Source organism: Legionella sp. MW5194 (assembly GCF_016864235.1).
Classification (GTDB): Bacteria; Pseudomonadota; Gammaproteobacteria; order Legionellales; family Legionellaceae; genus Legionella_C.
Genome location: NZ_CP045732.1, coordinates 243481 through 270477, shown reverse-complemented (window position 1 = coordinate 270477; position 26997 = coordinate 243481). Strand labels below are relative to the sequence as shown.

Genomic DNA, 26997 nt, shown 5'->3' with positions numbered 1-26997 from the left:
ATTAAGGCAACGGCGGGGAAAACGATGGGAAGGCGGGTTGCAATTGCTCGGCCAGAGCCAGCAATGCCCAGTCGCGCCACCGTCCTGAAGCAATCTGTACCGAGACAGGCAATTCCCCGTGAGACATGACGGGCAATGTCATCGCAGGTAAGTTGGCCTGATTAAATAACGGCGTAAACGGAGAAAACGCTCGGCCTTGCTCTATATAAGCTTTAAGATCATTGTTGTAGACAAGACTACCGATTTTAATCGGTAATTGGGCTAATGCCGGGGTCAGCAGAAACGCTGCGTCATTCAGTAAGGCATGCAGTGGACGCAGGCACCGATAAAGTTGAGTTCGAGCCTGAATAAGTTGACTCGCCTTGATGGCCTTCCCTTCACGATAAAACGCCCAGGTCGCTGGCTCAAGGTCATGCTTTCTCGCCTTGCGCCCCAATAGCTGCTGCTGGCTTTCAATGACAGCCGCCGTATTGGCGGTAATTAAAATCAGAGCACACTGATTAATCAACTCCAAATCCAGCGTTAGCTCCCGTTCGCTTACAGAATAACCCAGCGCCTCCAGTTGTTGACGCATGATGTCCATGGCCAAGAGGCAGGGAGGTTCGATCGCAACCGGTGTAAACGCGTTGGGCACCAGGACCACTGTTTTCGGCTGTGAAGGAATAACCGGTATTATCGGTTTTTGATGCCGTACCTGATGGGCAAAGACCCGGGCTGAGTCGCGCACCGTGCGAGTAATCACGTGCTGACCGCTTAAACCGGACAAGGATTCTTCTACCCAGGGCCCCAGGGAGATAAGTCCCTGCGTCGGTTTAAAGCCAAATAAGCCGCAACAGGCCGCCGGAATACGGATTGAGCCGCCGCCATCACTGGCCGTGGCCACAGGGGCAATGCCTGCCGCTACCGCAGCCGCTGAGCCCCCTGAGGAACCGCCAGGGGTTAAAGCAGGATCATAGGGATTTTTTGCCGGGCCATGTAACACGGGCTCGGTGACAAAGGACAGACCAAGCTCGGGGGTATTGGTGGTCGCAAAAGGGAGCATGCCAAGCGACAGTAAATTATCAATGTAATCGCTGTTGGCTTGCGGTACGGTGCCGGCAAAGAAACGAGAACCAGCCGTAAATGGAACGCCCTTTAAGGTAAATCCCAAATCTTTGACCACCACTGGCACACCATAAAAAGGTTCGTCGCCTTGCATGTTTTTTAACCGATCAAAGGCCCAGCCGCTGCATTCGTGGACAATGGCGTTCAGTGACGGGTTGACTTGCCGCAGACGAGTTAAGGCACAATCCATGGCCTCTTCCGGGGTGGTTTCGCCTGCCTTTATTTTTGCGGCCAGCGCATGAGCATCCAGCCGGCAGTAATCCTTGACGTCCATTATTCGGGTCACGACGGATTAATGGGGGGCAAGGGATTAGGCTTTTTGGGCGTGCCCTGATTGTTTTTCATCGTCATCATACCTCGCCAGAGCGTTTCGCCTTTCCAGGGATGCGCCCCCGGTTGATACAACACTTCCGATAACAACATCAGTTGCCTTTTCAGTCCCGGATCGCGCACAAGACGCGCGACATCATTAATCGTGAGTATTGTTTCATTGGGCCATTGTAAATGAGCCCAGTCGAGCAAGGCGTTTTTAGCCGCTTGAGGATCATTGGCAAGGCAGGCGTCCCGGAGTTTGTTGCGACTGGCCAGAAGACGCCCTCGACCCGAAGGTTGCCGTTGCTTTACCCACCAAAGCAGCAGGGTAATACCCCACGCCAACGCAAACAGAGCGGCGATAATCCAGGCCAGTGAATTGTTTTGTGCTTGTTTGGGATTTGACGCGTTAACCGGATTGGTAAGGACGGGCGCGGTTGATGTTTTTGGCAAGACGCTTGATGCCGCAGGCACTGCATTGGCGTTGCCGCCGAATGAGGCGACATCCAGTGTGCGGGCCGGTAACGTTGCTACCGCGGCGCGGCGAGTGACCGTATTAAACCAGGGGAGTTTCAATTCGGGGATAACAATTTTCCCTGATTTATTGAGCAGGTAAGTCACTTTGACTGTGGTCGTTCCAACCAGATTTTCGGCCTGCAATGTGGTTTTTTCAAGCGGTTTTTCAGGGTAAATACTGTATTGATCGCTCTTTTGTACATTTAAGCGCGGCATCAGTTGTGCTGCAGCACCAGTGGCCTGTACGGTAATAGTGCGGGTCAATGTATCGCCCTGCTTTAACGTGAGAGAGGGTTGATCATAGGTTTCCGTTAATTGCACCTGCTTGGCCGGAAACCAATCCGTACCGGCATTGGCAGGCGCGGGCTTAACCATTAGGGTGGTTGCCTTGGCTTTGACACTGGCGCGCCGGGGTATGACATCCGCGACCAGCGCATTATAGACAGGCGGCTTGATTTTTAAGGGACCGCTTTTTTGTGGGAAAAGGGCGTACTGCTGTTCTTCCACCGCATAGGCAATGCCGTTAATGGACTTTTGATAGCGCCGACCTTCGCCCAGGGGAACCAGCAAACCGTCACTGATTTCCGGTGTTTGATAATCGGCATCAAGCAATCGACGGTTGTAATACAATTTAACGGTGTAAATTACCTGCTGGTTGACGTAAGGGTGTTCATCGCTTACCTCGGTCAGCAGCATGATGTCCTTAGGTTCATCCATGGATTGCGTTTCATCGGGTTTGTCTTCCGTCACGTCCACAGTCGTTGCCGTGGTCTGCTCCTGCCCGACGCGAATGGAGGGAATGGTCAGCATGCCGGTGCGTTTCGGCATGAGCAGGATTATCCATTGATTGACTGAGCGCGCCTGGCCATTGATGACTGTGTAATTGATGCTGCGCTCGGTTCCAACAATGGTAAAATTCTTACGTAAGGGAGTTAAGTCCGGTAAACCGCTCTCGTCATCCAGGGTTAAGGTTAACCTGAAGGGTTGCCCCATCTGTACTTTTTGAGCATCCACCTGAAGGGTCACTGCAGCCTGGGTGAACCCCAGCCAGAAGGTTAAGCTGATAAGAATCAAACCTCGTCTCATTGGTACCACCCTCGTTTTCTTTTTAAATGATCCCGCAGGAATTTTTCCCGCATTAGTCCGCCCGGATCATCGGGAATCAAATTTAACATTTGCTCTTTCGCCTGTTGCTTTTCGCGATTTTCTGCTGATTGTTGCTTGTTTACCTCGGCTTGTTTGAGCGTGTCATCAACCTGATTGTTTTTATCCTGGCGGGCAGGCTGCTTATGCTGGTCTTGCTGCTCGCTACCCTGTTGATTCTGATTCTGCTGGTTCTGTTGCTTGTTACCCTGCTGATCCTGATTCTGCTGGTCTTGTTGCTTATTACCCTGTTGATCCTGATTCTGCTGGTTCTGTTGCTTGTTACCCTGCTGATCCTGATTCTGCTGGTCTTGTTGCTTATTACCCTGTTGATCCTGATTCTGCTGGTCTTGTTGCTTATTACCCTGTTGATCCTCATCCTGCTGTTGCTTATCACCCTGCTGATCCTGATTCTGCTGATTTTGTTGATTATTGGCCTGCTGGTTTTGCTGTTTATCCTTATCCTTTTTCAACAAGTCTTCGACAACCTGACGATTATGCAGGGCATCCTCGTCAGCGGGATTGATTCTCAAGGCGTCATCGTAAGCCTTAATAGCCTCTTCGTATCGTCCCATATGCGCTAAGGCATTGCCTTGATTGTAATAGCCCTGTTGGGTTTCCAAAGCGCCGAACTGTTTAGCCGCTGCTTCATAATCACCGGCACGGTAAGCCGCAGCCGCCTGCCAATCGGGTTGTTGAAACCGTTCCTGCGCTTTTTTGTATTGCCCTTTGTTCATCAATGTCTGGGCCTGCTGATCATCTGTCGCCCATAAATCCTGCCAACTGAACGCGTGAACCATCGCGCTGCCTAACAACAGGAGCGAAAACAGCACAACTCTCATGATTCTATCCTTTGTAACCAGCCTCGTCTGAATACCGGCAATAAAAAGAGCAAAGCCGGAATTAAAAACCAGCGCCCGTCATCACGCCAAACCGGGATTAGGTTTTGTTCGTCCAGATTGTATTGCTGCTCTCCAGACGAAGCATTCAGCCAATGATCCAAATCACTGGCATTGTTGCTAAAAGGAATAACCAGGCCCATGCCAGCGTTTGCCAGTTCCTGAAAAAGGGGATTAATGGATGCATTGCCGCCAACAACGGGCATCACCGAGGTAAAAATAGACTGCTTCGCCAGATTGGCTACTTCTTTAATGGCTTCGCTACTCGGCGACTCGGCTGTTAAGACCAGAATCTGGCCCTGATTAAATCCTGCCTGCGTTATCAGCTGCCCAGCCTGTTGCAAGGCCGTATCCAGCTTTTGCCCCCCTACTGGCATAATATCCGGCGTTAAGGAGGACAGGAGGGAGTCGATGGTCTGAGCATCGTCCGTCAAGGGTGACACGATAAAGGGCTCACCGGTATACACCACCAAACCGGTTTGGCCGATGTCAGTCCGTGAAAACAAATCATGCAATTTAAATTTGGCACGCGTTAACCTGTCCGGGGTTAAATCCCGCTCCAGCATGGCATCCGACATATCTAAAACCAGAACGCGAGGCTGTATGCGGTGATAGGATGGCACCGGTAACTTTTGAAAAGCAGGGCCGGCCAGACTGATGATGAGGCATAAAGCGCTTAGAAAAAGAGACAGGATGGCGACATGCCGTTTATTCTCTCCTTTTGATACAATTAAATGGGATAACAAATGGCGATCACACACGGAAGACCAGGCATCCAGTCGGGCGTTACTGCGCCACAATTGAACGGCGAGTATCAAGAGTGGCGCAAGGGCCAGCAGCCACCAGGGCCGCAAAAAATGCAAATCAGCCAGCATGGTGAGTCTCCTTCAAGGGGCTACTCCTCCTGATCAACCGGAACATTCCCGCCTGCTCGGCAAACCAGTATAAAAACAAGGCCAGGGCGATAGCGAGCAGCCAGGGATAATAATCCTGCTCGGGCCTTATGCTCACCTCATCCTGGGAAATGGTTTCCAATTGATTGATTTTTTCATAAATAGACTGCAGCGATTGAGGATCGGTGGCGCGAAAATAATGACCTCCGGTTACGTCGGCAATTTTCCTAAGGGTGTCTTCGTCCAGATCAGAGCCTGTGCCCATGCCTAAAAACGCATTATTCAATGATTGCACATTGCCCTCGGAACCCAGACCAATGGTGTAGACTTTGATGTGATCGGCAGCGGCTAACTCAGCGGCTTTTAAAGGCAGCAACATGCCGGACGTGTTGGCGCCATCCGTTAATAAAATAATCACCCGTCCCTGAGGCGGAACATTTTGCAGGCGTTTGACAGCCAATCCCAAGGCATCACCAATGGAGGTTGTTTTTCCTGCAAGACCAATGGTGGCATCTTCAATGCGCATCAGGACACTGTGAAGATCATAGGTTAATGGCGTTTGCAGGTAAGCCCGGGTACCAAACAGAATCAGACCAATTTTATCGCCTGCCCGTTCGCTGATGAATTGTTCCGCGCTGCGCTTTACCACAGTCAAACGGTTCACTGGCCGTCCATCCAGTACCATATCCATTAATTCCATGCTGCCAGATATATCAAGGACCATCATGATGTTGCGCCCTTCCCTTTCCAGGGGGAGAGGGTTTCCGACCCACCGCGGGCCGGCCGCCGCAGCAATCAGTAGAATCCAGATGGCTAAAAACAACCCCGAACGCACTTGGTTGGCAAGCAAGCGTTTTTCCTGTTGCACAATGGAATACATGGCGTCATAAAAAGGCACCTGCAGGGCCGCAGGCAACGCTAAAACCGCGCGGGGCACAAAGAACCAAATCAGAATCGGCAGCGGTAACAACAAGAGGATTAAGGGTTGAGCTAACTGGAACATGGCGCCCCCCTTTGTTGTATCCAGGCTTTTGCACGTGAAAGCAAGGGTTTGACATTCACGTCGCCCTGCGTTTGATAGGGTAATTCCAATAGACAGTCCCGCACGGCATTGAAATTGATGTTTTGTCCCGTCCGGTTTAGAAAAGCAAGCCATTCGTCGCCTTTAAGGCTGGCCACCTGCTCGCGCGGGAAATAAACCAGCGCCACACGGCGTAACAACTCAGATACTTTGGCGCTGGCTGACTGGCTGTCGCCGTCACGTAAATAATCCTGTTGGTAGATCGCCAGCAATTTTAATGCCTGTCGTTTGGCCCGGCCATTGGCATAGTACCGGTAAATAAGCCCGATCAATACCATAACGCCAATGAAGGCTATCCCCATTAAAAGATACCATCCTGGCGCCAGAGGCCACCAGCTCACCGGATCCGGTAAATGGATATCGCGCAATTGGCTAAGCGGTTGTGGCTCAGTCACGGGACCTCCGTGGGAAAGTCTGTCTCACCAATTGGGCCAGATCCTGCTCCGCCGTGACAGTCACGCATTGAATCTGCAGGCGTTTGCACAGCGCCTGCAGATTCAATAATCGCTGCTGGCAATAATGACGGTAGTCCTCACTGACACGATGAATGCGGGTATCGACTAAAATTTCCTCTCCACCGTTGGTGATGGCATACACATCCGGCTTTGGCGGATTTAACTCCAGAGCATCACAGATGTGATAGATGAGGATGTCATTATGAGCACGCAGCCGGCTTAAATGCTTTTCACTGTCGGCATCCACATGATAAAAATCGCTGATCAACACCACAATACTGCCCGGCCGGGTCACCCTTCGCAAGCGCAGCAAGGCGTCGCTCAACAGGCGCGGCGCCGCTTTCACGGGATTAATCCCTTGGCTCGTGTAGTCGCTGAGGGAGGCAAGCCAGGGTAAAATACCTGCGTCACGGCTGCGCGGCATGAATTCATCATGTCGGCTGGCTGAGTAAACCAGACCACCCACCCGGTCACCCTGCCTGACCGCAGTCCAGGCAATTAACGCGGCCAAGCGGGCGGCCAGCACCGATTTAAACGCCACGCGGGTACCAAAATACATGGAAGGATTGAAGTCCGACAGGATGACCACCGGACGCTCTCGCTCTTCCTGATAAATTTTAATGTGGGGACGGCCTGTGCGGGCGGTTACCCGCCATTCCATGTGGCGTATTTCATCGCCGGCCTGATAATTTCTTACTTCGGAAAAATCCATCCCCCGGCCGCGCAGTCTGGATAAATGATTGCCCGCACTCACGGTACTGTAGCCAGGTTTATAATGAATTTTGCGCGCATACCGCCTTAAATCGATCAGTTCATTAAGGGGAGCAATAACACCGTCGGTCATTGAACCTCCTAGGGGACTGCCACCAGACGTAATAGAACATCAATGAAATCATCACTGTTGACGCCTTCGGCCTCCGCTTCAAAACTCAGCAGGATGCGATGACGCAACACGTCATGGGCAATGACATGAATATCCTCGGGTGTCACGTAATCACGTCCGGCAAGCCATGCATGCACTTTGGCGCAGCGATCCAGCGCAATGGTCGCTCTTGGGCTTGCACCAAATCGCAGCCAGCGTGTCAACTCGTCGCTGTAGGCCGCGGGGTTGCGGGTAGCAACCACTAATTGCACGAGGTAATGTTCAAGGGCACTGCTGGTATGAACTTTTAACACGTGCCGGCGTGCTTCAAACAGCGCGCGCTGAGTCAAGGGTTCTATTGACTTATGCTGGCCGCCCTCTACGCCCATGGCTTCTTTGCGTGCTAATGATAAAATATCATGCTCAACATCGGCATCCGGATAACCGATTTTGACGTACATCAAAAACCGATCCAGCTGGGCTTCGGGTAAGGGGTAAGTCCCTTCCTGCTCAATGGGATTCTGAGTCGCCATCACCAAAAACAGTTCTGGTAACGGATAGGTTTTGCCGCCGATGGTGACCTGGCGTTCTGCCATTGCTTCGAGCAGGGCCGATTGCACCTTGGCAGGGGCACGGTTAATTTCATCGGCGAGAATAAGATGATGAAAAATGGGACCTGGCTGAAACACAAACGAGCCATTTTCCGGATGGAACACATCGGTACCGGTTAAGTCGCCGGGTAGTAAATCGGGTGTAAACTGGATACGATGAAAACTGCCTTCAATCAACGCCGACAGCTCCTTGACGGCCCGGGTTTTGGCCAGTCCGGGAGCCCCTTCGACCAGCAGGTGGCCATCCGCCAGCAGGGCTATCAACAATCGTGAAACCAGGGCTTTTTGCCCCAGGATACGCTCATTCAGATGCGAACTGAGCTGCACTATCTGCTGCTGTATCGTTGTCTGTGTCGATGTCACTTTCTCGTCAAGCTGCTCCATTCGTCCTACCCTGTGCAAAAGTTTAATCCTATCTTGAAAAGAGGGCTATGCCAAGCCGTCAGGCATGATAAAGCATTTTAAGCTGTGCGCTCAACTGGCCGTATGCGGATTCGATATTAATGTAATTTTTTGTACCCAGATAATACGACAGGGAACCATCATCCTGGGCTTTGGGCGACTGCAAAGCCACATTGAATTGAAGTTTCTTCAACCGTTCAAATTCCCGGGGCTGCGTCACAAAATAAAAATTGCGGTAATTGCTGTTGGGATGGTAATTAATGGCTTTGGCATCCCGGGCCAACGGATGTTTTGGGAAATACTCACGAATGGAATAGTCCCTGTTGTTATGGACTGCGATCACCTTGCCTTTGGGGATTAAGTGTTTAATTGCGGAAGCAAACCGGCTCACTTCCTGATGGGCTGCTAACGAATAATGCCCGTATTGCTGCAAAGTTTTTTTAATGCCCGTTTCCGTAAAAATACGGTTAGGGTCAAATTCATATTTCACCTTGTGCAAATGGAAAACAATGTTACGCTGGCCGGAGTGTTTTAATGTGATGAGGGTACCGCCCTCTTTATTGACATAATATTGAGCCGCCATGAGTGCGGTGGTTTCATTTTCATGCAAATGGACAAAGGTTTTCCCCTTGCCTTGCTGCTTTACGATTTTAACCGGCGTATCCCCAAGTTTAACCGTGTGCACGTCGGTATGTATTAAACCATTGATAACCATAAAGAGAAACATTAAACCGTTTAACGTCATTGTCAGGGACATCCAGTGAACAGGAATGCCATTCTACCTCAATTTGACAAAAAATTCACCAAAAATGCGTCCAAAGTCACCGCCAGATTTTTAACACTTTTCGTTTGGCACTTCAAGTACGCCAGGATTGCCAGAAGGCATGCAGCGCTTCGATGTCGCTGGCACATAAGCATTTCATGGCTTCCGACAAACGGTGCGTTGGCCAATCCCACCAGGCCATTTCCAGCAATCGCTGAATGTCATGTTCATCAAACCGTTTACGGATAAGACGCGCCGGGTTGCCAGCGACGATGCTGTACGGCTCGACGTGTCGGGTTACGACAGCCCGGCTCCCTATGATTGCGCCATGGCCGATTTGAATTCCCGGCATAATCATGGCTTCCGCACCGATCCACACGTCATGGCCAACCACCGTATCGCCGGCAGGCCGATACCCATCTACAGCTTCGGCAAACACAGATTCCTCGGTGTAGAAAAAAGGAAAGGTACTGATCCAGTCCATGCGATGCCCCTGATTTCCCGCCATCATAAACGAGACACCAGTGCCAATAGAACAGAAACTGCCAATAATGAGCTTGTCGACATTGTCCTCATCCGGCATTAAATAACGGGCACAGTCATCAAAAGAATGCCCGTGGTAATAACCGGAATAATAACTGTACCGGCCAACAAGGATATTGGGATTAGTGACTTGTTCGCTTAAAGGAATGCCTTTGAAAGGGCTCTCAAAATAATTGTTGCTCATTGTGATTATCCGCTTTGCTGCCCTGGCTTCACAGAAGTTCAGCCTAAAAATTGCATAACACATTCAACGACAGGTAATTGCCGCTGTAATCGGCGGCATTCACACGCCTTATTGTCTGATTAAGATAGCCCGCCTCGGCTTTCACATGCCGAGTGAGTTCTTTACCGATGCCCACAAAAAAACGGTTCTGATCAAAGCCCTGATTGTTGTTACGGTTAAAATCATTCAGGTGGATGAACACTTCATTGCTCACAATCCCCGAGAATGCCGGTTGTTTCGGCAATGGAATTTCCGCTTTAAAAAACTGCCGGAAACGCCAGGCGACGTGAATATTCTGCTCAATGAAACGTTGCTCCAGCCGTGTACGGCTGACTAGACGAACCGAATTGAACTTTCGGCTCCATAACAGTTGCTGCCAGGTGCGGTTTTCATCAAATGACGGGCTTGCAAAAGGCAAGGTGGTATAAATCCAGGCATAACCTACCCAGATACTGGTGGTCGGTGTCAAGGCATACCCTAAGCCCGGCCGCAGCAGCACTTGCGACAACCGGGAAGCGTCCTCGCCAAAACGCGGCTGTGCCTCAAGCCAGTATTTGATTTTTGGCGTTTTTGAACTCAACGGGCCGTTGGCGGTGAGGTTGGTCCAGACCTGCACGTCGTGCGTGGGTAAAGCCGCCATCGTTTGTCCGACCATCAACCCAATGAGCAAGCCGCTGATTAGCCTAGCCGCACAAATGGGCAATTTGCCTAATTTCAAATCATTTCCTTGTGGTTGAAAGACATCAACTATAATACGTTGCAGCTCGGATGTTAATGCTTGGCACGGGAAGAAATGGGCATGACATTTTTAGTCATCCCCGGTGTCAGGTTGTCCTTGTTCAATTTGTCGATGGCTTTTTCAAAATCCTCAATCAAACTGCCTCCGGTCAAACTTTCGAATGTGTAGCGGTTAGGCGGGGTTTTACTTAAGACTTTGCAGGCTTCTTCATGGGATTTGTAAGTAAAATCCAGTTCCTCATCATCGAGTTGAAACGGATCCTGATGCAGGAGGATATTACGGGCTTTGATCATGTTGTGAATCATGACCTTTAAATGGAGTTGCTGTACCTGCTGCAGTGTTTGCCATTCTGCCACCGACGAGGAGGCGGCTTTCTTCTTTTCCTCTGCCCTGTAAGACTGCTTCCTGGGCTGAAAAGGCGTTGGCGGTTTTCGAACCAGACTCCCTGGCTGCAAAATCTGTTTTTGCGAGAAATGCTTTAACCACCCTTTGTAAATCAAGCCCATAAACGGTAAGGTCACGATGGGCAAGCCACATAAAGCAGTCGCCCAGAAAGCCTTTGAGCGCGTGGTTTGCTTCTCTTGATTAGCCAGCAGAGTAATCAATTGCTCCGCATTGGCTTCAAACTCCAGAAAACGCGATTTTTCGATGGGATTGGCTAGAAATAACTTGTCAAAGGTTAGATTGATTAACGAATGGATTTCGTGAGGCTTTATGTACTGTTTAATGTCATTTATCGTTTCTTTTAAACTGATTTCAATGTTTTCTTCATCCGCTGGATGCGTGTTTTCCAGAATAAAATAACTGTGAAATTTTTGCTGCAGTTGGAAATAGCGGCTGACGAGGGCGGTCTTCTGATAAATGTCCATTTTAGCCTCGCAATTGACTAAAGATAAACATCTAAATTATAGCTCATGGCTGCAATTCACAGCAAATGCAATCGGTGTATCCTTGTCACCCAGAGCCATTCACCGAGCAAGGGCAATATGGCAGCTTGCCCGGTGGCTGGATTAATCCTTGCTGAGCTCGATTACGGTAATGTGCAGAATGTGCTGAGTCGTATTCACATCCTGGTGGGCTTCTTTTCCCTGCGCTTTATCCAGAAAAATCGGTTGATTTTTCTTAAGCTTAATCACCTCGGTTTTACCGGATTGATAGATGACTTTAAGCGAACCGTCCTCTGCTGGAATAGCGACTCTGGCATGCTCATGCGTATGAAAGGGTAACTGCTGGTTAGGGCAAATGGTTGACCGCCAGACTTTGGTTTCGCTGTTATCAAGCAATAAATCTCGCTTGGTATCGCAAGGAGCCGCGAAGGCGGCGGCGCTGCCCAGAAAAAGAAGAATTCCCGTCCATTTTTTCATGATGACCTCGTTTTAAATAAACCAGTTAATCGCGACGGTGTAGGCTGCAAATTTAGCGGCATGCGGACCCGTTACTGAAAACCATACACCGCCAATAAGGCCGACATTGGCGTTAAAATTGTATTCAAGCGCAGGGGCTAATGACGCATTATTGCCGCCGGGACCGCCGACTGACGCGCCTGGCGTGAAACCCGGGTTGCCGTTAAAATTGGAAGACGAACTGTTGTTGTACAGGGTTTCAAACACAGCCACCCAATGTTGGCTTAACGTGTATTCAAAAGCAAGATCGGCTGCATAATTATTTCCCGGCGTCACCGTTCCCGACGTACCGACGCTGCCGCCAAACACGTTGAGTCCCTGCACCGTGACGTCACTTGGTATAGTCATTGTTAAATTAAGCCGCGTACGCAGATAATGTTCATTGGGTAACGCGGATAACCGCTGCAGCGTTAAGGCCAGCGAAGTTTGATACGACCCTGAGCCGGTTTGATCGGTGCCTCGCTTATCTGGGTGGAGATTCTCAAAGCGGCCGGTGGGAAAGACCTGCTGGATGATCAGGCGGGCATCCGGCCACTTGGGGTTTTCCTGTTGCCTTATTAACTGAAAACCCAGCCCCAGACTGTAATCCCCAATGCCACTGCCGTGTTGTCCACGTGCCCAACTGTAGTCAATCGGCAGGGATGTCTGCAAATCCATAAACTCATTAATTCCGGCACTGATAATCGGCATGACTTCAATGTTTTTGAAATCCTGAGGATAAACCGTGTAAAAGCCATACGGCTCGATATTGAAATGGCCAGGAGGAATGGTCTTTCCTGAAGGCGCTAACAATGGCCCCGTCATCCAGGGGCCAGCCAGAGCAATGTGGGTGAACAACAACAAACTCACAATCCTTGCATACATCAGCGATTCCTTGCAAAACTCAAAGTGTAAACCGTTTTCAGAAAAAAACAGAGGCATTGGTCTTTAGGTCATAACGCCCCTGCTACCAAATCTAGAGTAAGATACACCGGTTGACTTTCGCGGCTGGGGCATCCTCCTCCATTTCCTGCTTCGAATTCGATATAAAGGCAATATCAGGGTTATTGGTTTTCAGCCAATCCATTGTTGACTTCCAGGCGTTATTAATGCACTCCTGAACGCAATCATCGTCAGCGAACAGTTTAAAAAAGCTGCTGTAATTTCCAGCCTTGCTGCCAAAGGCACGGTATTGGGGCAATAATCCAAGACGTACGTGAGGGATGGTTAAAATTTCATGGATGCTGTGTAATCCGCCCCCTGCAATAAAAGCCACAATGGCAAGCAAATAGTAATGGCGCTGCGAGGTTTCAGCCAAATCGCCCATGAAAATCATTGCGCCGCAGAGTAGTGACGTCATCCCTGAAGGCCCGGCAACATAAGGAATGCCTTGCTCTGCTAACAATTTAACATAATCGGAGTTCAAATCGGGCGCCTGACAAATGCAATCAGGCATCCAGGAAGCCTCTCGCACAGGAAATAATTTTCTATCCTCCGCGTTAATGCACAGTCCCATGCTGGTTGAGGGGATTTGATTGAATTCAGCACGTCCTCGATCGGTGTACAAATGCGGCGCTACTTTGGCATAATTCCAGAAAAAACTGCGTAGATCCTGCTTTTTAGAGGCATTATTCAGATAATGTTTGAAATCGCCCCCATAAGTCGCCCTGCTTTCAGGGTAAGTTTTTAGTTTGAAATTCCCAAACGCATCACGCATAAACATAAATTGAATCAATAACACCTGGGCCAAATCCTCTTGTCGCAGTAGTACCTTGATCACCTCGTCAAGCGAGGGTCGCATCTTGAAGCGGGCGAAGGCCAATGCGAGGTTGGGGATTTCGCTATCCTTTGGATCAGGTCCCAGATCATCTAAAAAAAGGGCGTATTCTTCCTCGTTGTTATACTTAATGAGAAGAGAAACAATGAATTGACTGACTTTGTTGACACTCGCCCAGATTTTTTGATTGGGCTTTTCCAACAGATTAATTGCTAAATGCGATTCAAACAAGCGTTGCAAGCGACAATCCAGCGCCTCCGCAGTGATTTCCTTATGATTGAAATAATTTTTAAATTCATTGGAATCCAACTGCGCCAGCACCTCGTTAAGGAAGCCAAACAGCGTTACCGAAAGATTGCGGGCGTGTTTAGCTAAATACTGCTTCAAAATAAAACCTAAAACACCCCATTCCTGCTCGTGATTAAAAAACAGCTCCTTTATTTCCTTGATCATCCCATTGCATACTATCTTGTCTTCAATTGGGACGGATTCAGCCGCATAAGCAGTTAATTTACTGATTAAAAGCGCATAGACATTGCTGCGGTCGCGATAAGGAAGTTTTTTCAGGTCGTCAAAGAAAGTCATAATGGTTGATCACATTAAAATCAACAATTATATTTTTTTTACACAAAAATGGAAAGCTTAATTAAGGTTGGCATAATCTTTGTTGAATATAATTACATCATACCCACGTTCCCACATGATTAATTATGAAGTTTAAATCTAAAACAGAAGCCTACACCTTTGCGATAATGGAGTTGATTCGTTTAAAAAATAAGAACAAGGAGGATCTCGCGCTGGTTGCCAAGGCCGATCTCGCCATTGGTAAAATTAAAACTGCCATTGAAAATCACGAGCAGAATCCTGAAAAAGTCATCGACATTTTACAAGAAATGGCGAATATTAAACAAATTGAAGGCTTGATTGCCGACATTCGCCAGGCTGATTTTAAGCAAAGCCCCCAAGAAAAATTTGAAAACCCACTGGGGCGCCGTTTTGAATCAGAAATGCCTGTGCTTCTTCTGAAGCACCCAACTCCAGCCATCATGGAGGCTGTACAGCGCGTCTCTGCTGAGTTGATAAAATTTATTAAAACGCGTGAAGATGAATATGACATGCATGTGTTATATCAGCAAAACAATATTGCCATTGCGCTTGGGGCTTTCCCTAATGATAAAGATCTAAAGCCTGAAGAGATCATAAAAATACTGGCTGATAACAAGCCAGAAGATTTCATCCGCATCATGTATATTCATTTTAAATATGCTCAATGCATTACTCGCGACGCCCCCGTTACGACAGCACCTGCCCGCGAGCCGGTCGGTAAATTACGAGAAATTGTCAGCGAACTCTTTAACAAACCCAACGAACCTGAAGGTGAAAGCGAGAAAAAAGAACGGTTAATTCAATTTTTTACCAAAGGTATTCAAGAGCCCTTCTGGCCTGGGAAAGGGTATCGCCATCATATTGCTGATGATGTATTTTATAACAGTTCTCTTTACACTGCTGAACGAAATCGTGGTCGTTTAGGTCGCATCGGTTATAGCACTCATGATCAATTGGGCCTGATGCTCAAGGGGCAAGAAGAACATGCCTCAGGATTCCCAACCGAAAAGGGACGTTGGATTCCGGATTGTAAAGAACAAGAAGCTGACCTTGACTCGGGATATGTCCTGGATTTAATTGAAAACGATGCCATCTATGTCGCTGGTCCTTCTGGAATGACCAGTTTGTTTCTAGGTCAAATGGAATTTCTGGCTAATCTTGAGGATGTGAATCTTAAAAAGAATTACCTGGCTGCGGTAGTCGCTTACATCGTTGGCGGTGGTTTTCACAGCCTGCACGAAGTGATCGGACCTGCGCAATACGCCCTGGATCTGGTACCTGGCTACAACGTGGCGCCTCCTCAAAAGGGAAAATGGGCTGAAGCGCCTAATTTTAAACAATTTTTTGACCAGCAGGCGCAGATTGACCCTGATTTTGCTCAGCGTAATAATCAAGCTTGGGGAAATTACCTTAACTACTTTAATGACGTTTACGCACCAAACCATATGCCAGGTTATGAGCCAGTGCAGTTGCCGGGACAACCTGTTGAGAGTGAACTGGATAACGGGAAAATGGAAATAAAAGAAGAAGACATCCAGCCGGCTGTTATAGGAATGGACGTAGAGAACTCCGATAGTGAAGAGAATCAAATGAATGATGAGAGCACACCGCTTTTATCTCAACCGAAACAAGAAAATAAAGTTTCTCCTGACTTAATTAAAGCCATTCAGAACGAGCTGAAGGAGTATATCAATTCACGGGCCAATCAAAAAAAGGATACTTATGAATTGAATTTCATCAGCAGGCATTTTCGCGATAAGGACCTGACACACCGCAAGGTCGATATCGCTTATCAGCTGATTACGGATTTAGAAAATGTAGTGGACTATCCTGATCTTCAGGAAAAAATCTCAACTGCTTTTCTTTCAAATCAGAAGACAGAGCAGGAGGCGGGTAAAACCTATGGTTACCTCACAAAAAGCGGGTTGGGTCGTTGTCTTAATGACATTAGGGCTCTAATCCACGATGACCTCCATACTCAAAGCAACTCAATGCAAGCAATGAACAAGAAGTAGGAGAGACCATGTTTAATGTGCATAATGTTCGGGACGGTAAAGAGACGCTGCTTCTCGAGTTAGAAAATAATCTGCCTCGGGTTACCAGCGCTGTTTTCGACTTGTTTCCTCTTGCAAAAGAGGATGAAGAACGATTAATTCAAATTATTAAAAACAACACCCATCTCGAAAGCTTGAGCTTATTAGGTTGTCGCTTAACACCAGCCGGCACTGAAGCCATAATGGATGCCGTGATGGGTAACGCTTACCTTAAACACGTTGCGATTGAAGTCTGTCAGGATGATACACTGTCACTGCATACCAAAAAGGAAGCCATGGATGATCACCTGAATAACAATGCAAATACTCCTTCCCCACGTTAATACGCCATGGCTGTACACCAATGATCGCATCACTCTGCTGAAAGGATTTGTGTACAGCCAAGGATAAACGTATGCTATTTTCATCCTTTCCTAAAAAAAAAACAGAAATGGTCATTGTCCATTGTCACACTGAAACAGGGCTACAGGCTGAACCATTAGACCTGAGTAATCCTTATCGCCTTCACCAGGCAGTATGGCTTGATTTAATGATCTAACCCCCGAAGAAGAAGCGCTTCTCGAAGGTTTTTTTACCATTAATATCCCAACCAAAACCGAGGTTGAAGAAATCGAATTATCGAGCCGGCTTTATGCCGACAATGGCACCCTGTTCATGACAGCCACCATGGTGGCCAAATCGGAATCCCCGGAAGTGCAAACCGATGTGGTCACGTTCATTTTAAACAACCGCATTTTAATGACCCTGCGCTACACGGAACTCCATTCATTCAGTTTATTCAAGTCACGCCTGGCGCAATACAGCAAACCCACATCGGCCGGCTTGCTGATTGGTCTTCTTGAAGCGGCCGTTGATCGACTTGCTGACATTCTTGAAAAGATCAGCCACGAATTTGATAAAACATCCGCGCTGATCTTCCGGCATACGGAGCGAATCGGCACCGCCAAGGACATCAGTTATAAAAAAATTATTGCCATGATCGGGGCTTACGGGGATTTAGGTGCCAAAGCCCGGGAAAGCCTGATGTCGTTTACCCGGCTCATTTCTTTTTTAAGTCAGGCTGAAAACATCAAACTGTCGGGCAACATGAAATCAACTCTGGCGACGATTGGCAACGATGTGAACTCGTTAAGCGATTACTCTGCCTTTCTCTCAACCAAATTTAACTTTCTGCACGATGCCACCCTGGGCATGATTACACTGGAGCAGAATAACATCATTAAGAGTTTTACTGTCGCAGCCGTCCTTTTTCTTCCCCCAACGCTAATCGCCAGCATTTATGGCATGAACTTTAAGCATATCCCGGAACTTAACTGGTACGTCGGCTACCCGTTGGCCATCCTGTTAATGGTCATTTCAGCCTGGCTGCCATTCTTTTACTTCAAGAGGAAAGGGTGGTTGTAACGGCTTTTTTGCTGGCAAATGAATTACCCTGTCTGCCATTTTTATGGTTTCTGGCCGATGAGCGATCACGACCTGGGTTATAGCAAGCCGATTCAGCGACTGATTTATCTTTTTTTCATTTTCGATGTCCAGATGGCTGGTGGCCTCATCAAGAAAGAGAATTTTGGGTTGTTTGTACAAGGCCCGTGCCAGAAATATTCTCTGCTTTTGCCCACCTGAAAGCGTAGAACCCATGTCGCCCACCAACGTTTCATAACCCATGGGAAATTGCTCAATCTCCTCGTGGATACACGCAAGTTTAGCCACTTCATACACGCGCTCCAAATCCAGGGCTTCATCAAAAAACGCAATATTATTGAGTATCGAACCACTGAGCAACACATCTTCCTGCATGACTGACGCCGATATTTGCCTTAAATTATGAATACCGAACTCGTGCATGGGCTTGCCATCAATAAAAATTTCGCCTTGCGTTTTGTTTAAAAGCCCCATGGCCACTTTTAACAAGGTGGATTTGCCGCAACCGGAGGCACCGGTAATAACCACTTTTTCCCCAGCGTTAATGTCCAAACTCAGCTGGCTTAGCACATCGTCCCCTTCCGGGTTATACCGAAAACTGACCTCCTGCATATGGAGTGAACCCTGGATGTGTTTAAGCTCACCTTTCCCCCGACTTATTTCTTCAGGCTCCTGAAAAACAATGTCGCTTAACCGATGGAGTTGGAGGGCGATGAGTCTGTAATCAAACACACTCTGAATAAACGTGGAGGCCTTATTCACCAAAGCCAATCGGTAAGCCAGAAAAGCCATGAGCATGCCCAATGAGAATTGGTTGGCCAATACCAATGAGGCGCCGACACAGACGACAATAATGTGTTCGATGTGAAACAGAAACTGGTTGAGAATACGGTAACCGAGATTCACACGCGCAATCCGGATATCCGCGTTCAGCGAAGCAATGAATGCGTTTCGCCAGGTGTTGAATTGGGTCTGCTCTTTTAAAAAGGCTTTGATCGGTAAAATCCCATGGAGCGTCTCAAGAAAAACGGACGAGGCCTTGGCATGCTGCGCAATCGAGGTTTCGGTTTGTTTTTTTAACGAATGATAACTGGTCTGGCGGATAAAGACATACAACGCCAGGGCCACCAGCACAATGGCAGTTAACTGAATACTGTAAAATGCCATGACCGTGAGATTAATAGCTATCATTAAACCGTCAAAAAGTGTACTGATAAAATCGGTACTGATCTTTTTTTGAATTTCCCCAATCGATTGAAATCGCGACTGAACATCGCCCTTGTGTCTTTTTTCAAAAAAATCCAACGGCAATTTGAGCATATGCTGCACAATATTCGAGGAAAACTGCTCGGTCAGGTGACTACCGACATAAATCACCACCTGGCCGCGGATGTATTCGGCAAATGTTTGGATAAAAACCAATAGCGCAAACCCACAGGCAATAAAATACAGATTATGGGCATTGTGGGTACTGATGATGTTATCCGTTACAAATTGCATAAACAGGGGATTAATCAGGTTGAATAGTTCAATGAACGCCGAAAAGAAAAGAAGCAGCGTAATGAATTTTTTGACGCCATCGATGGATGACGCCAGATGGGTCAGCGTCAACGATTGGTTATTTCTTATCGCCTTAAAGTCGGCCTCTTTTTCAATCTCCAACGCGATACCGGTAAAGGATTTGGATAACTCCTCCATCTTGCATTTCTTCACGCCACTCACGGGATCATGAATAATTGCGTGTCCTTTTTTAACCTCTTTTAACACCACAAAATGATTTAAATCCCAATGCAGAATTGCAGGGCACTGAACGAGCTGGAGTTCTTCCAGAGGGACACGCAAAGCGCGGGTTCTAAACCCAAGCGTAGTCAGTAAACGCGTCATATCCAATAATGTTGTCCCCCGGCTGGACGGCTTTGATAATGCCCGTAGCGCAGGCAGATTCAATTCATGGCCGTGATAATTACTGACCATCGCCACACAGGCATGACCGCATTCGGCGGTTTCATCCTGAATAATGACAGGAAGCGCAGCACGCCATTGCCATTTAAAATTGAGTTGCTTTGAATTCATTGATTAACTTCCCATAAAATGGTTAATGGGTTCCCAAATCCATTGCCATACTTTTCGACGTGTACCTGTCATCACAGCAGAAAAGGTCATCCCCTGCTGCAAACCTTTTTGCCGACCATAGACCGTCACAAATTGACGGCCGAGCTTAGCCCGCACCCTGTAATAGGGCTCAGAATGGGGAGCTGTCTTATCGACACTAATCACCGGATCGATGTCTTTAATGATCGCCGTGTAAGTACCAAACCGCTCATACGGATACGCATCGTAACGAAGCGTAATCGGATCATTTCTGCTCATAAACCCGGCGTGTTTAACCGGAACCTGAATTTCAGCAAGGAGATCGGTATTGTCTGGAATGATTTTTACCAACTCGTCAGAAGGACTGATCTGCTGCCCAACCTGGTAATGAATTACGGTCAACCTGCCGTTAATCGGGGCCTGAACGAGGTAAGCATTTCGTTTTTGATGCTGAATCCGCTCAATTTCCAGCTGATTTTTCTTATTTCTTAACTCGTTAAGGTGATCTTTTTTAGTGTTATACACGTCTGCTGAAATGTATTTTTTTGCCAGCAGGGGCTTAAGAACCACGAGTTCCTTTTTTATCCGCACGATGTCCTGGCCAAGCCGCCGTGTTTGATGATTAAGACGGCTGAGTATTTTATTTTGACTGGGCGCATCCGAATAAGAGGTGTCTATTTTAAATAAAACATCCCCTTGATTGACATGTTGATGATTTTTCATCTGTCCCTTTACTATCAGCCCGCTTTTGCCGGAGTAAATCGGAATGAACCCTTTAGAGTAATCCAGATAGCCATTAACCATGTATTTTTCTGAATACTCGGCAAAACACAGGAACAGGATCATCAGACTTAAAATAACCGCCATACCAAACGACAGGACATAAACATTAAAAGGAATATTAATGAACACCGTGCCAAGATTTTTAGTTTTTTTGAAGTCAAGGACTTCCTGCCTGAATAATTGACTCATTGGGCACACTCAATGGCTATTCATTCGTGACCTGAACGGAATCGGCCCAGGCTTTCCATGACTCAAGATCGGTATCCCTGTAGTCCTTACCGCTGATTTTTTTCAAAATCTGATATGCCGGCTCATGATTGTTCGGTTGTTTTAATGCCAATAGAGCCAACAAGGATTTTTTGCCCTCCTGAATCAGCTTTTGCCGATTGGCATCGCATACCTGCAGCAGCACCAACAAGGATTTGTTTCTATCTGTGTCATAGGGTGAGGATAACAAGTGAAGGAAAGGTTCGATGTTGACACGCGCCGTCTTGTATTTGGCCAATGTCGTCCCTATCACCCGCATGGCGTTATTACGTATGCCACTGTCATTATCCAGAACATGCGGTAGCAACAAATCAATGATTTCCTGAGGATTATCAAAATGCCCGACTAAAAACACAGCCGCCGCGCGCCTTTCCGGATCCGGATCGGCATCAAGCGTCTCGAGGATTAGTGATTTCTGTGCACTGACACCCTGTTGAAATGGCGCATAGAAAGGCTTTAATTTTGGATGCTCAAACCCCCAGGTACAGTGATAGAAGGGGCAATCCAGTTTTTCGGGATTCAATTGATCATTTAAAAACAACGTGGTCCCCAGCTCATTGTACCTTTCCATGTCATGGATGAGGTCTTTCCTGGCACTGTGCTTCACGGCTCTGTGATCATCAATAAAGCGAAGACGCTGAGCCTGCTCTTTGCGAATCACTTCAATGGTGATGTAGACAGAATCGCTCGAATAGTTGACTGTCGATACATCAACATACGCATAACCGTACTCTTTTTTTATTTTATCAACGAGAGCCCTTTTTCGTTTACCCGCCTCGTTGAGCTTCTCGGGGTGCGCCTGCAGTTGATCACTTAATAGCAATTTATGCAATGATTCTTCCAGGGCCCGTATCGGCCCACTGTATTGCCTAAGTACACGATCGGCCTGACTTCCCTCGTCGCCAAGCAGATCAATTGTCGTTTTAGCCATTAAGACCATCGGAAAAAGAACACCCAAAATACAAAATGATTTACGCATGCTGTCGTTGCCCCTGGTTCGTTTTTAATGCATGGAGTTCGACATGTTGTCTGATGTTTCGATCCATCCATTCGCCTGCCTCCTGTTCATAATCAGTAACCCAATGCCTGGGTGGTTGACTGGCTGGAATAAAATGCACGGACTGATTCGTCAGAAATTGGACAAAAAGATCCAGCATGGGAAATGCAGGATTTAAGTCTTCAATCCATAAAAACTGCCCCTGCTCATTCACTTCGAGGAAAACATACTGGTCATCGGTCGAAACAATGAAATCCATGCAACCAAATACCAGTCCCATTTTTTTCATATAATGCCTGATTTTGTTTTCGATTTCGGTCGGCAATGAATACGGTTCGATCGTCAATTGACCCTCAGGAATGGCACGCCAGTCAATGCGTCCCTCGTCATGCTGTTGAGAGTTTAATTTGGCCGCGACCAGGTAATCGCCAAAACAAGTCACGCGCAACTCGTATTTCTTTTTGACTTCTTTCTGAAAAAGTCCTGGCGCCAGTTGCAGTAATTTATTACTGGGTAAATCCAGAAAAGCCACTTTAGCAGTGTAAGCAATTTTAAGCGCCCTCTCCTCAAACCAGACATTGGAACAAAGTGGCTTGTAGATGACACCCTGATCTTCATGTTTCAACAGGAAATACCGTATGTCCTTAGGATCATTCGAACAAAGGGTAGACGGAATGGTTAAACCGCACTGCACAGCCCACTTCAACTGGAGAAGTTTGGAATTGGCTCTCAGTGCCGCCTCTTTACTATTAACCCACCAGGCTTTGGGTGCCAGATTGTGGGTAATGGATTCATGGAAAAGAATATTTTCCCGTAAAACAAAATGGTAATCGTCAGGATGAACAGCTTCCCTTGGCAAAAAAGGCTTGCGCACGCGCCGCCACCAAACGACATCATAATAATTGTCGCGTACGCACAACTCGGCATCCGTGCTTTTCCACTCGTAACTGACATTATCAATGTAAACCGAGTTCTTCTGTTTGGTCGGTAGATCAGCTGTAAAAAGCAATCGAACGTCATGTCCCGTTTTTTCCAACGCCAATTTAATACACATTGCGTGACTGTCGTCAGGCTCCGTCAAGATTAAAAACTTCATGTAAAATCCCTGTCGCTTTTGCACGGGGCCCCTTACGACCCCGTGTTGTTAGGTTACCAATCGATGCTTACATCATAAGCCACATCTGCAGATGGCCCCGTACCTCCTGTTACGCGAAAGGTGTGTCTGGTGGTGTAGTTGGCCGCACCTCCAGCCACTTCCATCATTTCTTTTTCAGACAAGGGTTTAGCCATTGAATAAGCCAGGACTCGCTCGTTGTTTTTTTCCATAAAATTACTCCTTCGTAGTTGATGAAGCCTGACACTATTCCATTGCTGCCAGGCAGTTAGCACCTGAGATTATTTTTTATGCCTGCACGTTCCTCTTGAACCCTGCCTGCATGTCTTAATCTCAGGTGGCGCTATGATGTGAGAGATTGGGTGTTGCGTAAACCAGTAAAAACTACCTTTTAAGCGGGATTTGATTCAGCAAAGGAGGGGGATCGGGTGGCCTGCATCAGCCACCGCAGAGGGAACAATCATTAAGGAGTGGCTGCCGGCAGGCTATTGGCGACTGGATTGAATAAATCAAAGAGCCATTTTAATACCCAGGCGACAACCATTAAACTGACGCCGACCTTGGCAATTGCCGAGGATGAAACAAGGGGTTGACGGGCATGCATCTCACATAGGTCGTCATAAATCCCGGTCATGGCTTCATAAACACACAGGGCCTCGTTAACCACCTCGTCATAGTCAGTTGATGAAAGCTGTCTGGTATCAAGATGCGTCATCATCTCCTGGTACAGGCCCAGGGTTGAACGGCTTTTTTCAGGCAAGCGGGTAAAGGCGGCGGAAAAATCATATTGATGGGTTGAGATGTGATAATCGGTCAATTCATTACTGGGTTTTATGTACTTGTTGAGAATGATATTACCGCCATGCATAAACCCAGCGACATGCACCAGAAAATGGGTCAGTAGCGCCTGCGGGGATGCATTATGGATTTTTTCCAGGTACTTCGTCGTTGCAGGAGCAACCTCACTCGGCCTGATGTCTTTCGGATTAATGCCCAGTTGCTGCAAATCCTTCTCAATGGCCGGCGTGCGCCAGAGTTCGTTTAAGTAAGATAAAATAAAAAAAGCGCTGACAGCTGATTCTTTTTCTGTGGAAAGTGCCTGAAGATGCACTTCCAGGCTTTGGATAATTAAATAATGTTGAATCAGGCGAGAAGCATACACTCCCTTCGGTATGGCCTTGTCTTTAAACAGATAGTCCTTTTTAAAGCGGTGATGTTCCGCTTTGGCATGCACGTCCGTCAGTGCACCGCTGGGTTTGCCATTCTTGTAGGTTGCGGCCAACAAGGCTTCAGTGAATTTTGGCATAAAAAATCCTTACCGTTTACAGGGGGCAACAGTTTAACGTGGGCAGCGATTTATAAGCAATTTCTAGCACCATTGAAATCATCCTGTGGCCTCATTTCCCACCAGGCATTTTAGCTAATCTCTGGCATAATAGCGTCTAAACGGCTATTTCAGAACAGATATGGATTCACCCGCAGTATACAAACCATGGCTCCTTTGGGGCTTTAACGCCTTGTTGCTGCTCCTGCTTTTACCGCTTTTTATCCCCTTTTCACCGGTCATGCCGGGATTCACCATTGATGCATCCTGGGCATTAGCGCTTAATCAGGCCGTATCGCAGGGATTGATTTTTGGGCGGGATATTGTATTTACACTGGGACCTTATGCGGCCATTTACACGAAAGCGTATCATCCGGACACCGCCCACCTGATGTATGGCGGCTGTCTTTACCTTGCCTTAAGCTACGGCCTGTTATTGATGGTGTTAACGCACGGTATCGCCTGGCGATGGCGGTTTGCCCTGGCGTTGTTGTTCCTGATGATGGTTTATTCACGCGATGCCCTGCTGCTTTCTTATCCACTCCTCCTGGGATTAATGGTATTTAAATACCCTGCTCCTCCGCGAAGCGTGCTGGCATTGACAACCGCCCCCCTGGCTTTATTGATATTCATTAAAGGAACCCTGCTGCTGTTTACCCTGCTCGTTCTCTCAAGCACCAGTGTTTATTTATTCCTAAAAAAGCAGCACAAAACCCTGTTAAGCTTTTGGATTGGATTTTTTCTGGCCTTAGCCGCGTTTTGGAGCCTGGCCAATCAGCCCCTTGCCCATCTGCCCATGTATCTATGGCGCTCAATTGAATTGGCCATGGGCTACACCGAAGCCATGGCGTCGCCTGGTAATGGTCGGGACGTTTTCGCCTTTCTGATCGCGGCGATGGTGCTAATCGCTCTCATTGCCAAACAGCCTGGCTTAAAACGCATTGACAGGATTTTTCTTACCGCCCTGTTTTCCCTGTTTTTATTTTGTGCATTTAAGGCAGGATTTGTCCGGCATTTTGGTCATTCCCTCATTGCAGCTACCGCCATCCTGATGGCGGCTTTCCTGCTGCCAACCGTGATACAGTCCACCCGTCTCTTACCCATGATGCTGTTGGCGGTATTGACCTGGTTTTATATTCTGACGGAGTTTACCTCTTATTCGCCTTTAACCTATTTGAGGGTAACGTGCAGTAATGTCTTATCCGCCCTGAAAATGGATATTGCCGACAGGCATTGGCGAGAAAGGGATTTTTATTTATTAAAGGATTACCTGGCTAATCTGGTCAAATTCCCCCCTTTGCCGGGAAAAAGCGACATTTATTCATTTGAGCAGAATTTTTTAATCGCCTCCGGGGCACAGTGGTCGCCGCGGCCGGTTTTTCAAAGTTATTCGGTTTTTTCAGAAGCCATGGCCCTTAGGAATGCAAATCATCTGGCAGAAAAAGCACCGGATACGGTTGTGTTTAAAATAGAGCCTCTTGATGAACGGCTTCCCTCTCTGGAAGACGGGGCTTCCTGGCCTGGCTTACTCACCGCGTATTATCCTGTTTATTTAGTCAAGGATTTTTTAATTTTAAAAAAACAGCGCCAACCTGCAAAACCGCTGCCGTTCACTGTCACTGAAACGCACACACTGGGAGAAACCATCACTTTGCCTTCCGGCACACAACCCGTTTTTGCGGCGATAGACATCAAGGCCAATTGGCTGGGGCATCTGTTGACCTGGCTGTACAAGCCCTCCGCATTGGTGATTGAGCTTGAATTAACCAATGGCCATAAAAAACACTATCGCCTGATTGCCGGCATGGCTAAATCCGGTTTTCTGCTGTCCCCCCTTATCGAAAACAGCAAGGAATTCGCTTTGCTTTTTGGCAGAGACCCTGTGCTGGGCGCCAAGCGCGTCAAATCGCTGCGGATTATCGCGAAAGACAATGGGCTGCAATGGCAAAAACACTACCTGTTGCACTATCGCGCCCTTTAGGAGGCAGCAATGCGCTGTTTTACCCTGTTGACAAAGGTGGGGCCCGGGTCGGTTTTATCAGTATAATAATTCGGATCTTTTTCCAGCCATAAGGGCGTATTTTTATAATTTAAATACTCATTGTGACCAATCACGTTCTCGATTTGAGGGTATTTGGCTTTGAGGTAACACACGAGAAACGCATTGGCACGAACCTGTTCTTCCGTGAGGTCGTCCTTGCCATCGACGCCCCCGACATTTTCAATGCCAATGGCATAGTGGTTTAAGCCAATGCTGTGTCTCGCCATCCAGGTTTCCGGCATTAACTGATAAATGCGACCGTCTTTGTCCACCAGGAAATGACTGGACACGTTTAAATCCCCCGGTAATTCGTTACGCCGCGGCGAATTTTTGGGCAAGGCGGGCGGATTAAACAGACGAAAAACAATGTCCATGGTCGGCAGCATCGTCCAATGCAAGACAACCATCTTAGGCTCAATGGCGATGGATTCGGAATCAATGCCGTAATGATGCCGTTGATAGTCGCGCGTCAACGCAACGCGCTCTTTATCAAACTGGATTGGTTTTTGAATAATGGGCTGAGGCTCATGGCAGGAAAACGCGAAGGCCTGAATACTGAAGGTTAAAACAAGCAAGCCCAGCGATAAGGTCAT

The 26997-nt window shown here is 47.6% G+C and carries 26 protein-coding genes; 4 read left to right on the top strand and 22 right to left on the bottom strand.

Going from position 1 to position 26997, the window contains the following annotated elements; translation table 11 throughout:
• Position 1: 1 nt before the first annotated feature.
• The 15 genes from GH742_RS01290 to GH742_RS01220 all read right to left on the bottom strand — a co-directional run bounded on the left by GH742_RS01290 (position 2) and on the right by GH742_RS01220 (position 14290).
• Positions 2-1390, bottom strand: coding sequence for an amidase (locus GH742_RS01290; RefSeq protein ID WP_239005243.1), 1389 nt, complete (start codon positions 1388-1390; stop codon positions 2-4).
• On the bottom strand, positions 1387-3018 hold the full coding sequence (locus GH742_RS01285) for a BatD family protein (protein WP_203455811.1): 1632 nt from the start codon (positions 3016-3018) through the stop codon (positions 1387-1389). Before GH742_RS01285 ends, GH742_RS01290 begins: the two co-directional genes overlap by 4 nt.
• Positions 3015-3917 (bottom strand): tetratricopeptide repeat protein, encoded by a 903-nt coding sequence (locus GH742_RS01280; RefSeq protein ID WP_203455810.1) that lies wholly within the window; start codon positions 3915-3917, stop codon positions 3015-3017. The genes GH742_RS01285 and GH742_RS01280 overlap by 4 nt, the downstream gene beginning before the upstream one ends.
• Positions 3914-4849: a VWA domain-containing protein gene (locus tag GH742_RS01275; RefSeq protein WP_203455809.1), complete on the bottom strand. Its 936-nt coding sequence runs from the start codon at positions 4847-4849 to the stop codon at positions 3914-3916. Before GH742_RS01275 ends, GH742_RS01280 begins: the two co-directional genes overlap by 4 nt.
• A complete protein-coding gene (locus GH742_RS01270; RefSeq protein ID WP_203455808.1) occupies positions 4839-5870 on the bottom strand; it encodes a VWA domain-containing protein in 1032 nt (343 codons plus the stop codon). Before GH742_RS01270 ends, GH742_RS01275 begins: the two co-directional genes overlap by 11 nt.
• Positions 5858-6343, bottom strand: a complete 486-nt coding sequence (locus tag GH742_RS01265; RefSeq protein WP_203455807.1) for a DUF4381 domain-containing protein — start codon at positions 6341-6343, stop codon at positions 5858-5860. Before GH742_RS01265 ends, GH742_RS01270 begins: the two co-directional genes overlap by 13 nt.
• Entirely contained in the window at positions 6336-7247 is a 912-nt protein-coding gene (locus tag GH742_RS01260) for a DUF58 domain-containing protein (RefSeq protein WP_203455806.1), read from the bottom strand. Before GH742_RS01260 ends, GH742_RS01265 begins: the two co-directional genes overlap by 8 nt.
• Positions 7248-7255: 8 nt before the next feature.
• The gene (locus tag GH742_RS01255; protein ID WP_203455805.1) at positions 7256-8260 is read right to left on the bottom strand and encodes a MoxR family ATPase; all 1005 of its coding nucleotides are present in this window, start codon (positions 8258-8260) and stop codon (positions 7256-7258) included.
• 58 nt (positions 8261-8318) lie between these two features.
• Positions 8319-9005: a protein tyrosine phosphatase gene (locus GH742_RS01250; RefSeq protein ID WP_203456803.1), complete on the bottom strand. Its 687-nt coding sequence runs from the start codon at positions 9003-9005 to the stop codon at positions 8319-8321.
• A gap of 130 nt (positions 9006-9135) precedes the next feature.
• Positions 9136-9768, bottom strand: a complete 633-nt coding sequence (gene catB, locus GH742_RS01245) for a type B chloramphenicol O-acetyltransferase (protein WP_203455804.1) — start codon at positions 9766-9768, stop codon at positions 9136-9138.
• Positions 9769-9811: 43 nt separating this feature from the next.
• Positions 9812-10525 (bottom strand): DUF2490 domain-containing protein, encoded by a 714-nt coding sequence (locus GH742_RS01240; protein ID WP_239005242.1) that lies wholly within the window; start codon positions 10523-10525, stop codon positions 9812-9814.
• 53 nt (positions 10526-10578) lie between these two features.
• A complete protein-coding gene (locus GH742_RS01235) occupies positions 10579-11415 on the bottom strand; it encodes a hypothetical protein (RefSeq protein ID WP_203455803.1) in 837 nt (278 codons plus the stop codon).
• Between the two features lie 141 nt (positions 11416-11556).
• Entirely contained in the window at positions 11557-11910 is a 354-nt protein-coding gene (locus GH742_RS01230; RefSeq protein ID WP_203455802.1) for a hypothetical protein, read from the bottom strand.
• Between the two features lie 12 nt (positions 11911-11922).
• Complete coding sequence (locus tag GH742_RS01225) at positions 11923-12813, bottom strand: hypothetical protein (protein ID WP_203455801.1); 891 nt, start codon at positions 12811-12813, stop codon at positions 11923-11925.
• A gap of 91 nt (positions 12814-12904) precedes the next feature.
• A complete protein-coding gene (locus tag GH742_RS01220) occupies positions 12905-14290 on the bottom strand; it encodes a hypothetical protein (RefSeq protein WP_203455800.1) in 1386 nt (461 codons plus the stop codon).
• Positions 14291-14415: 125 nt separating this feature from the next.
• Here GH742_RS01220 and GH742_RS01215 point away from each other — a divergent pair, with 125 nt between their 5' ends.
• The 3 genes from GH742_RS01215 to GH742_RS01205 all read left to right on the top strand — a co-directional run bounded on the left by GH742_RS01215 (position 14416) and on the right by GH742_RS01205 (position 17769).
• Entirely contained in the window at positions 14416-16326 is a 1911-nt protein-coding gene (locus GH742_RS01215; RefSeq protein ID WP_203455799.1) for a hypothetical protein, read from the top strand.
• An 8-nt stretch (positions 16327-16334) separates the two neighbouring features.
• Positions 16335-16688, top strand: a complete 354-nt coding sequence (locus GH742_RS01210) for a hypothetical protein (protein ID WP_203455798.1) — start codon at positions 16335-16337, stop codon at positions 16686-16688.
• Positions 16689-16941: 253 nt separating this feature from the next.
• On the top strand, positions 16942-17769 hold the full coding sequence (locus GH742_RS01205; RefSeq protein ID WP_203456801.1) for a magnesium transporter CorA family protein: 828 nt from the start codon (positions 16942-16944) through the stop codon (positions 17767-17769).
• Here GH742_RS01205 and GH742_RS01200 read toward each other — a convergent pair.
• The 6 genes from GH742_RS01200 to GH742_RS01175 all read right to left on the bottom strand — a co-directional run bounded on the left by GH742_RS01200 (position 17722) and on the right by GH742_RS01175 (position 24345).
• Positions 17722-19860 carry a peptidase domain-containing ABC transporter gene (locus tag GH742_RS01200; RefSeq protein ID WP_203455797.1) on the bottom strand — a complete coding sequence of 713 codons (2139 nt, stop codon included), beginning with the start codon at positions 19858-19860 and terminating at the stop codon, positions 17722-17724. The genes GH742_RS01205 and GH742_RS01200 overlap by 48 nt on opposite strands.
• Before the next feature lie 3 nt (positions 19861-19863).
• Positions 19864-20850, bottom strand: a complete 987-nt coding sequence (locus GH742_RS01195; protein WP_203455796.1) for an HlyD family secretion protein — start codon at positions 20848-20850, stop codon at positions 19864-19866.
• Positions 20851-20866: 16 nt separating this feature from the next.
• On the bottom strand, positions 20867-21907 hold the full coding sequence (locus tag GH742_RS01190) for a HEAT repeat domain-containing protein (RefSeq protein ID WP_203455795.1): 1041 nt from the start codon (positions 21905-21907) through the stop codon (positions 20867-20869).
• Positions 21900-23021 carry a hypothetical protein gene (locus GH742_RS01185; protein WP_203455794.1) on the bottom strand — a complete coding sequence of 374 codons (1122 nt, stop codon included), beginning with the start codon at positions 23019-23021 and terminating at the stop codon, positions 21900-21902. Before GH742_RS01185 ends, GH742_RS01190 begins: the two co-directional genes overlap by 8 nt.
• 53 nt (positions 23022-23074) lie before the next feature.
• On the bottom strand, positions 23075-23251 hold the full coding sequence (locus GH742_RS01180) for a hypothetical protein (RefSeq protein WP_160160654.1): 177 nt from the start codon (positions 23249-23251) through the stop codon (positions 23075-23077).
• Between the two features lie 251 nt (positions 23252-23502).
• Complete coding sequence (locus GH742_RS01175) at positions 23503-24345, bottom strand: biliverdin-producing heme oxygenase (RefSeq protein WP_203455793.1); 843 nt, start codon at positions 24343-24345, stop codon at positions 23503-23505.
• Between the two features lie 160 nt (positions 24346-24505).
• On the opposite strand from GH742_RS01175, the gene GH742_RS01170 reads away from it, so the two are divergent.
• Positions 24506-26344, top strand: a complete 1839-nt coding sequence (locus GH742_RS01170; protein WP_203455792.1) for a hypothetical protein — start codon at positions 24506-24508, stop codon at positions 26342-26344.
• Here the strand turns inward: GH742_RS01170 and GH742_RS01165 are convergent.
• Positions 26341-26997 carry an N-acetylmuramoyl-L-alanine amidase gene (locus tag GH742_RS01165; RefSeq protein ID WP_203456800.1) on the bottom strand — a complete coding sequence of 219 codons (657 nt, stop codon included), beginning with the start codon at positions 26995-26997 and terminating at the stop codon, positions 26341-26343. The two genes, GH742_RS01170 and GH742_RS01165, sit on opposite strands and share 4 nt — an antisense overlap.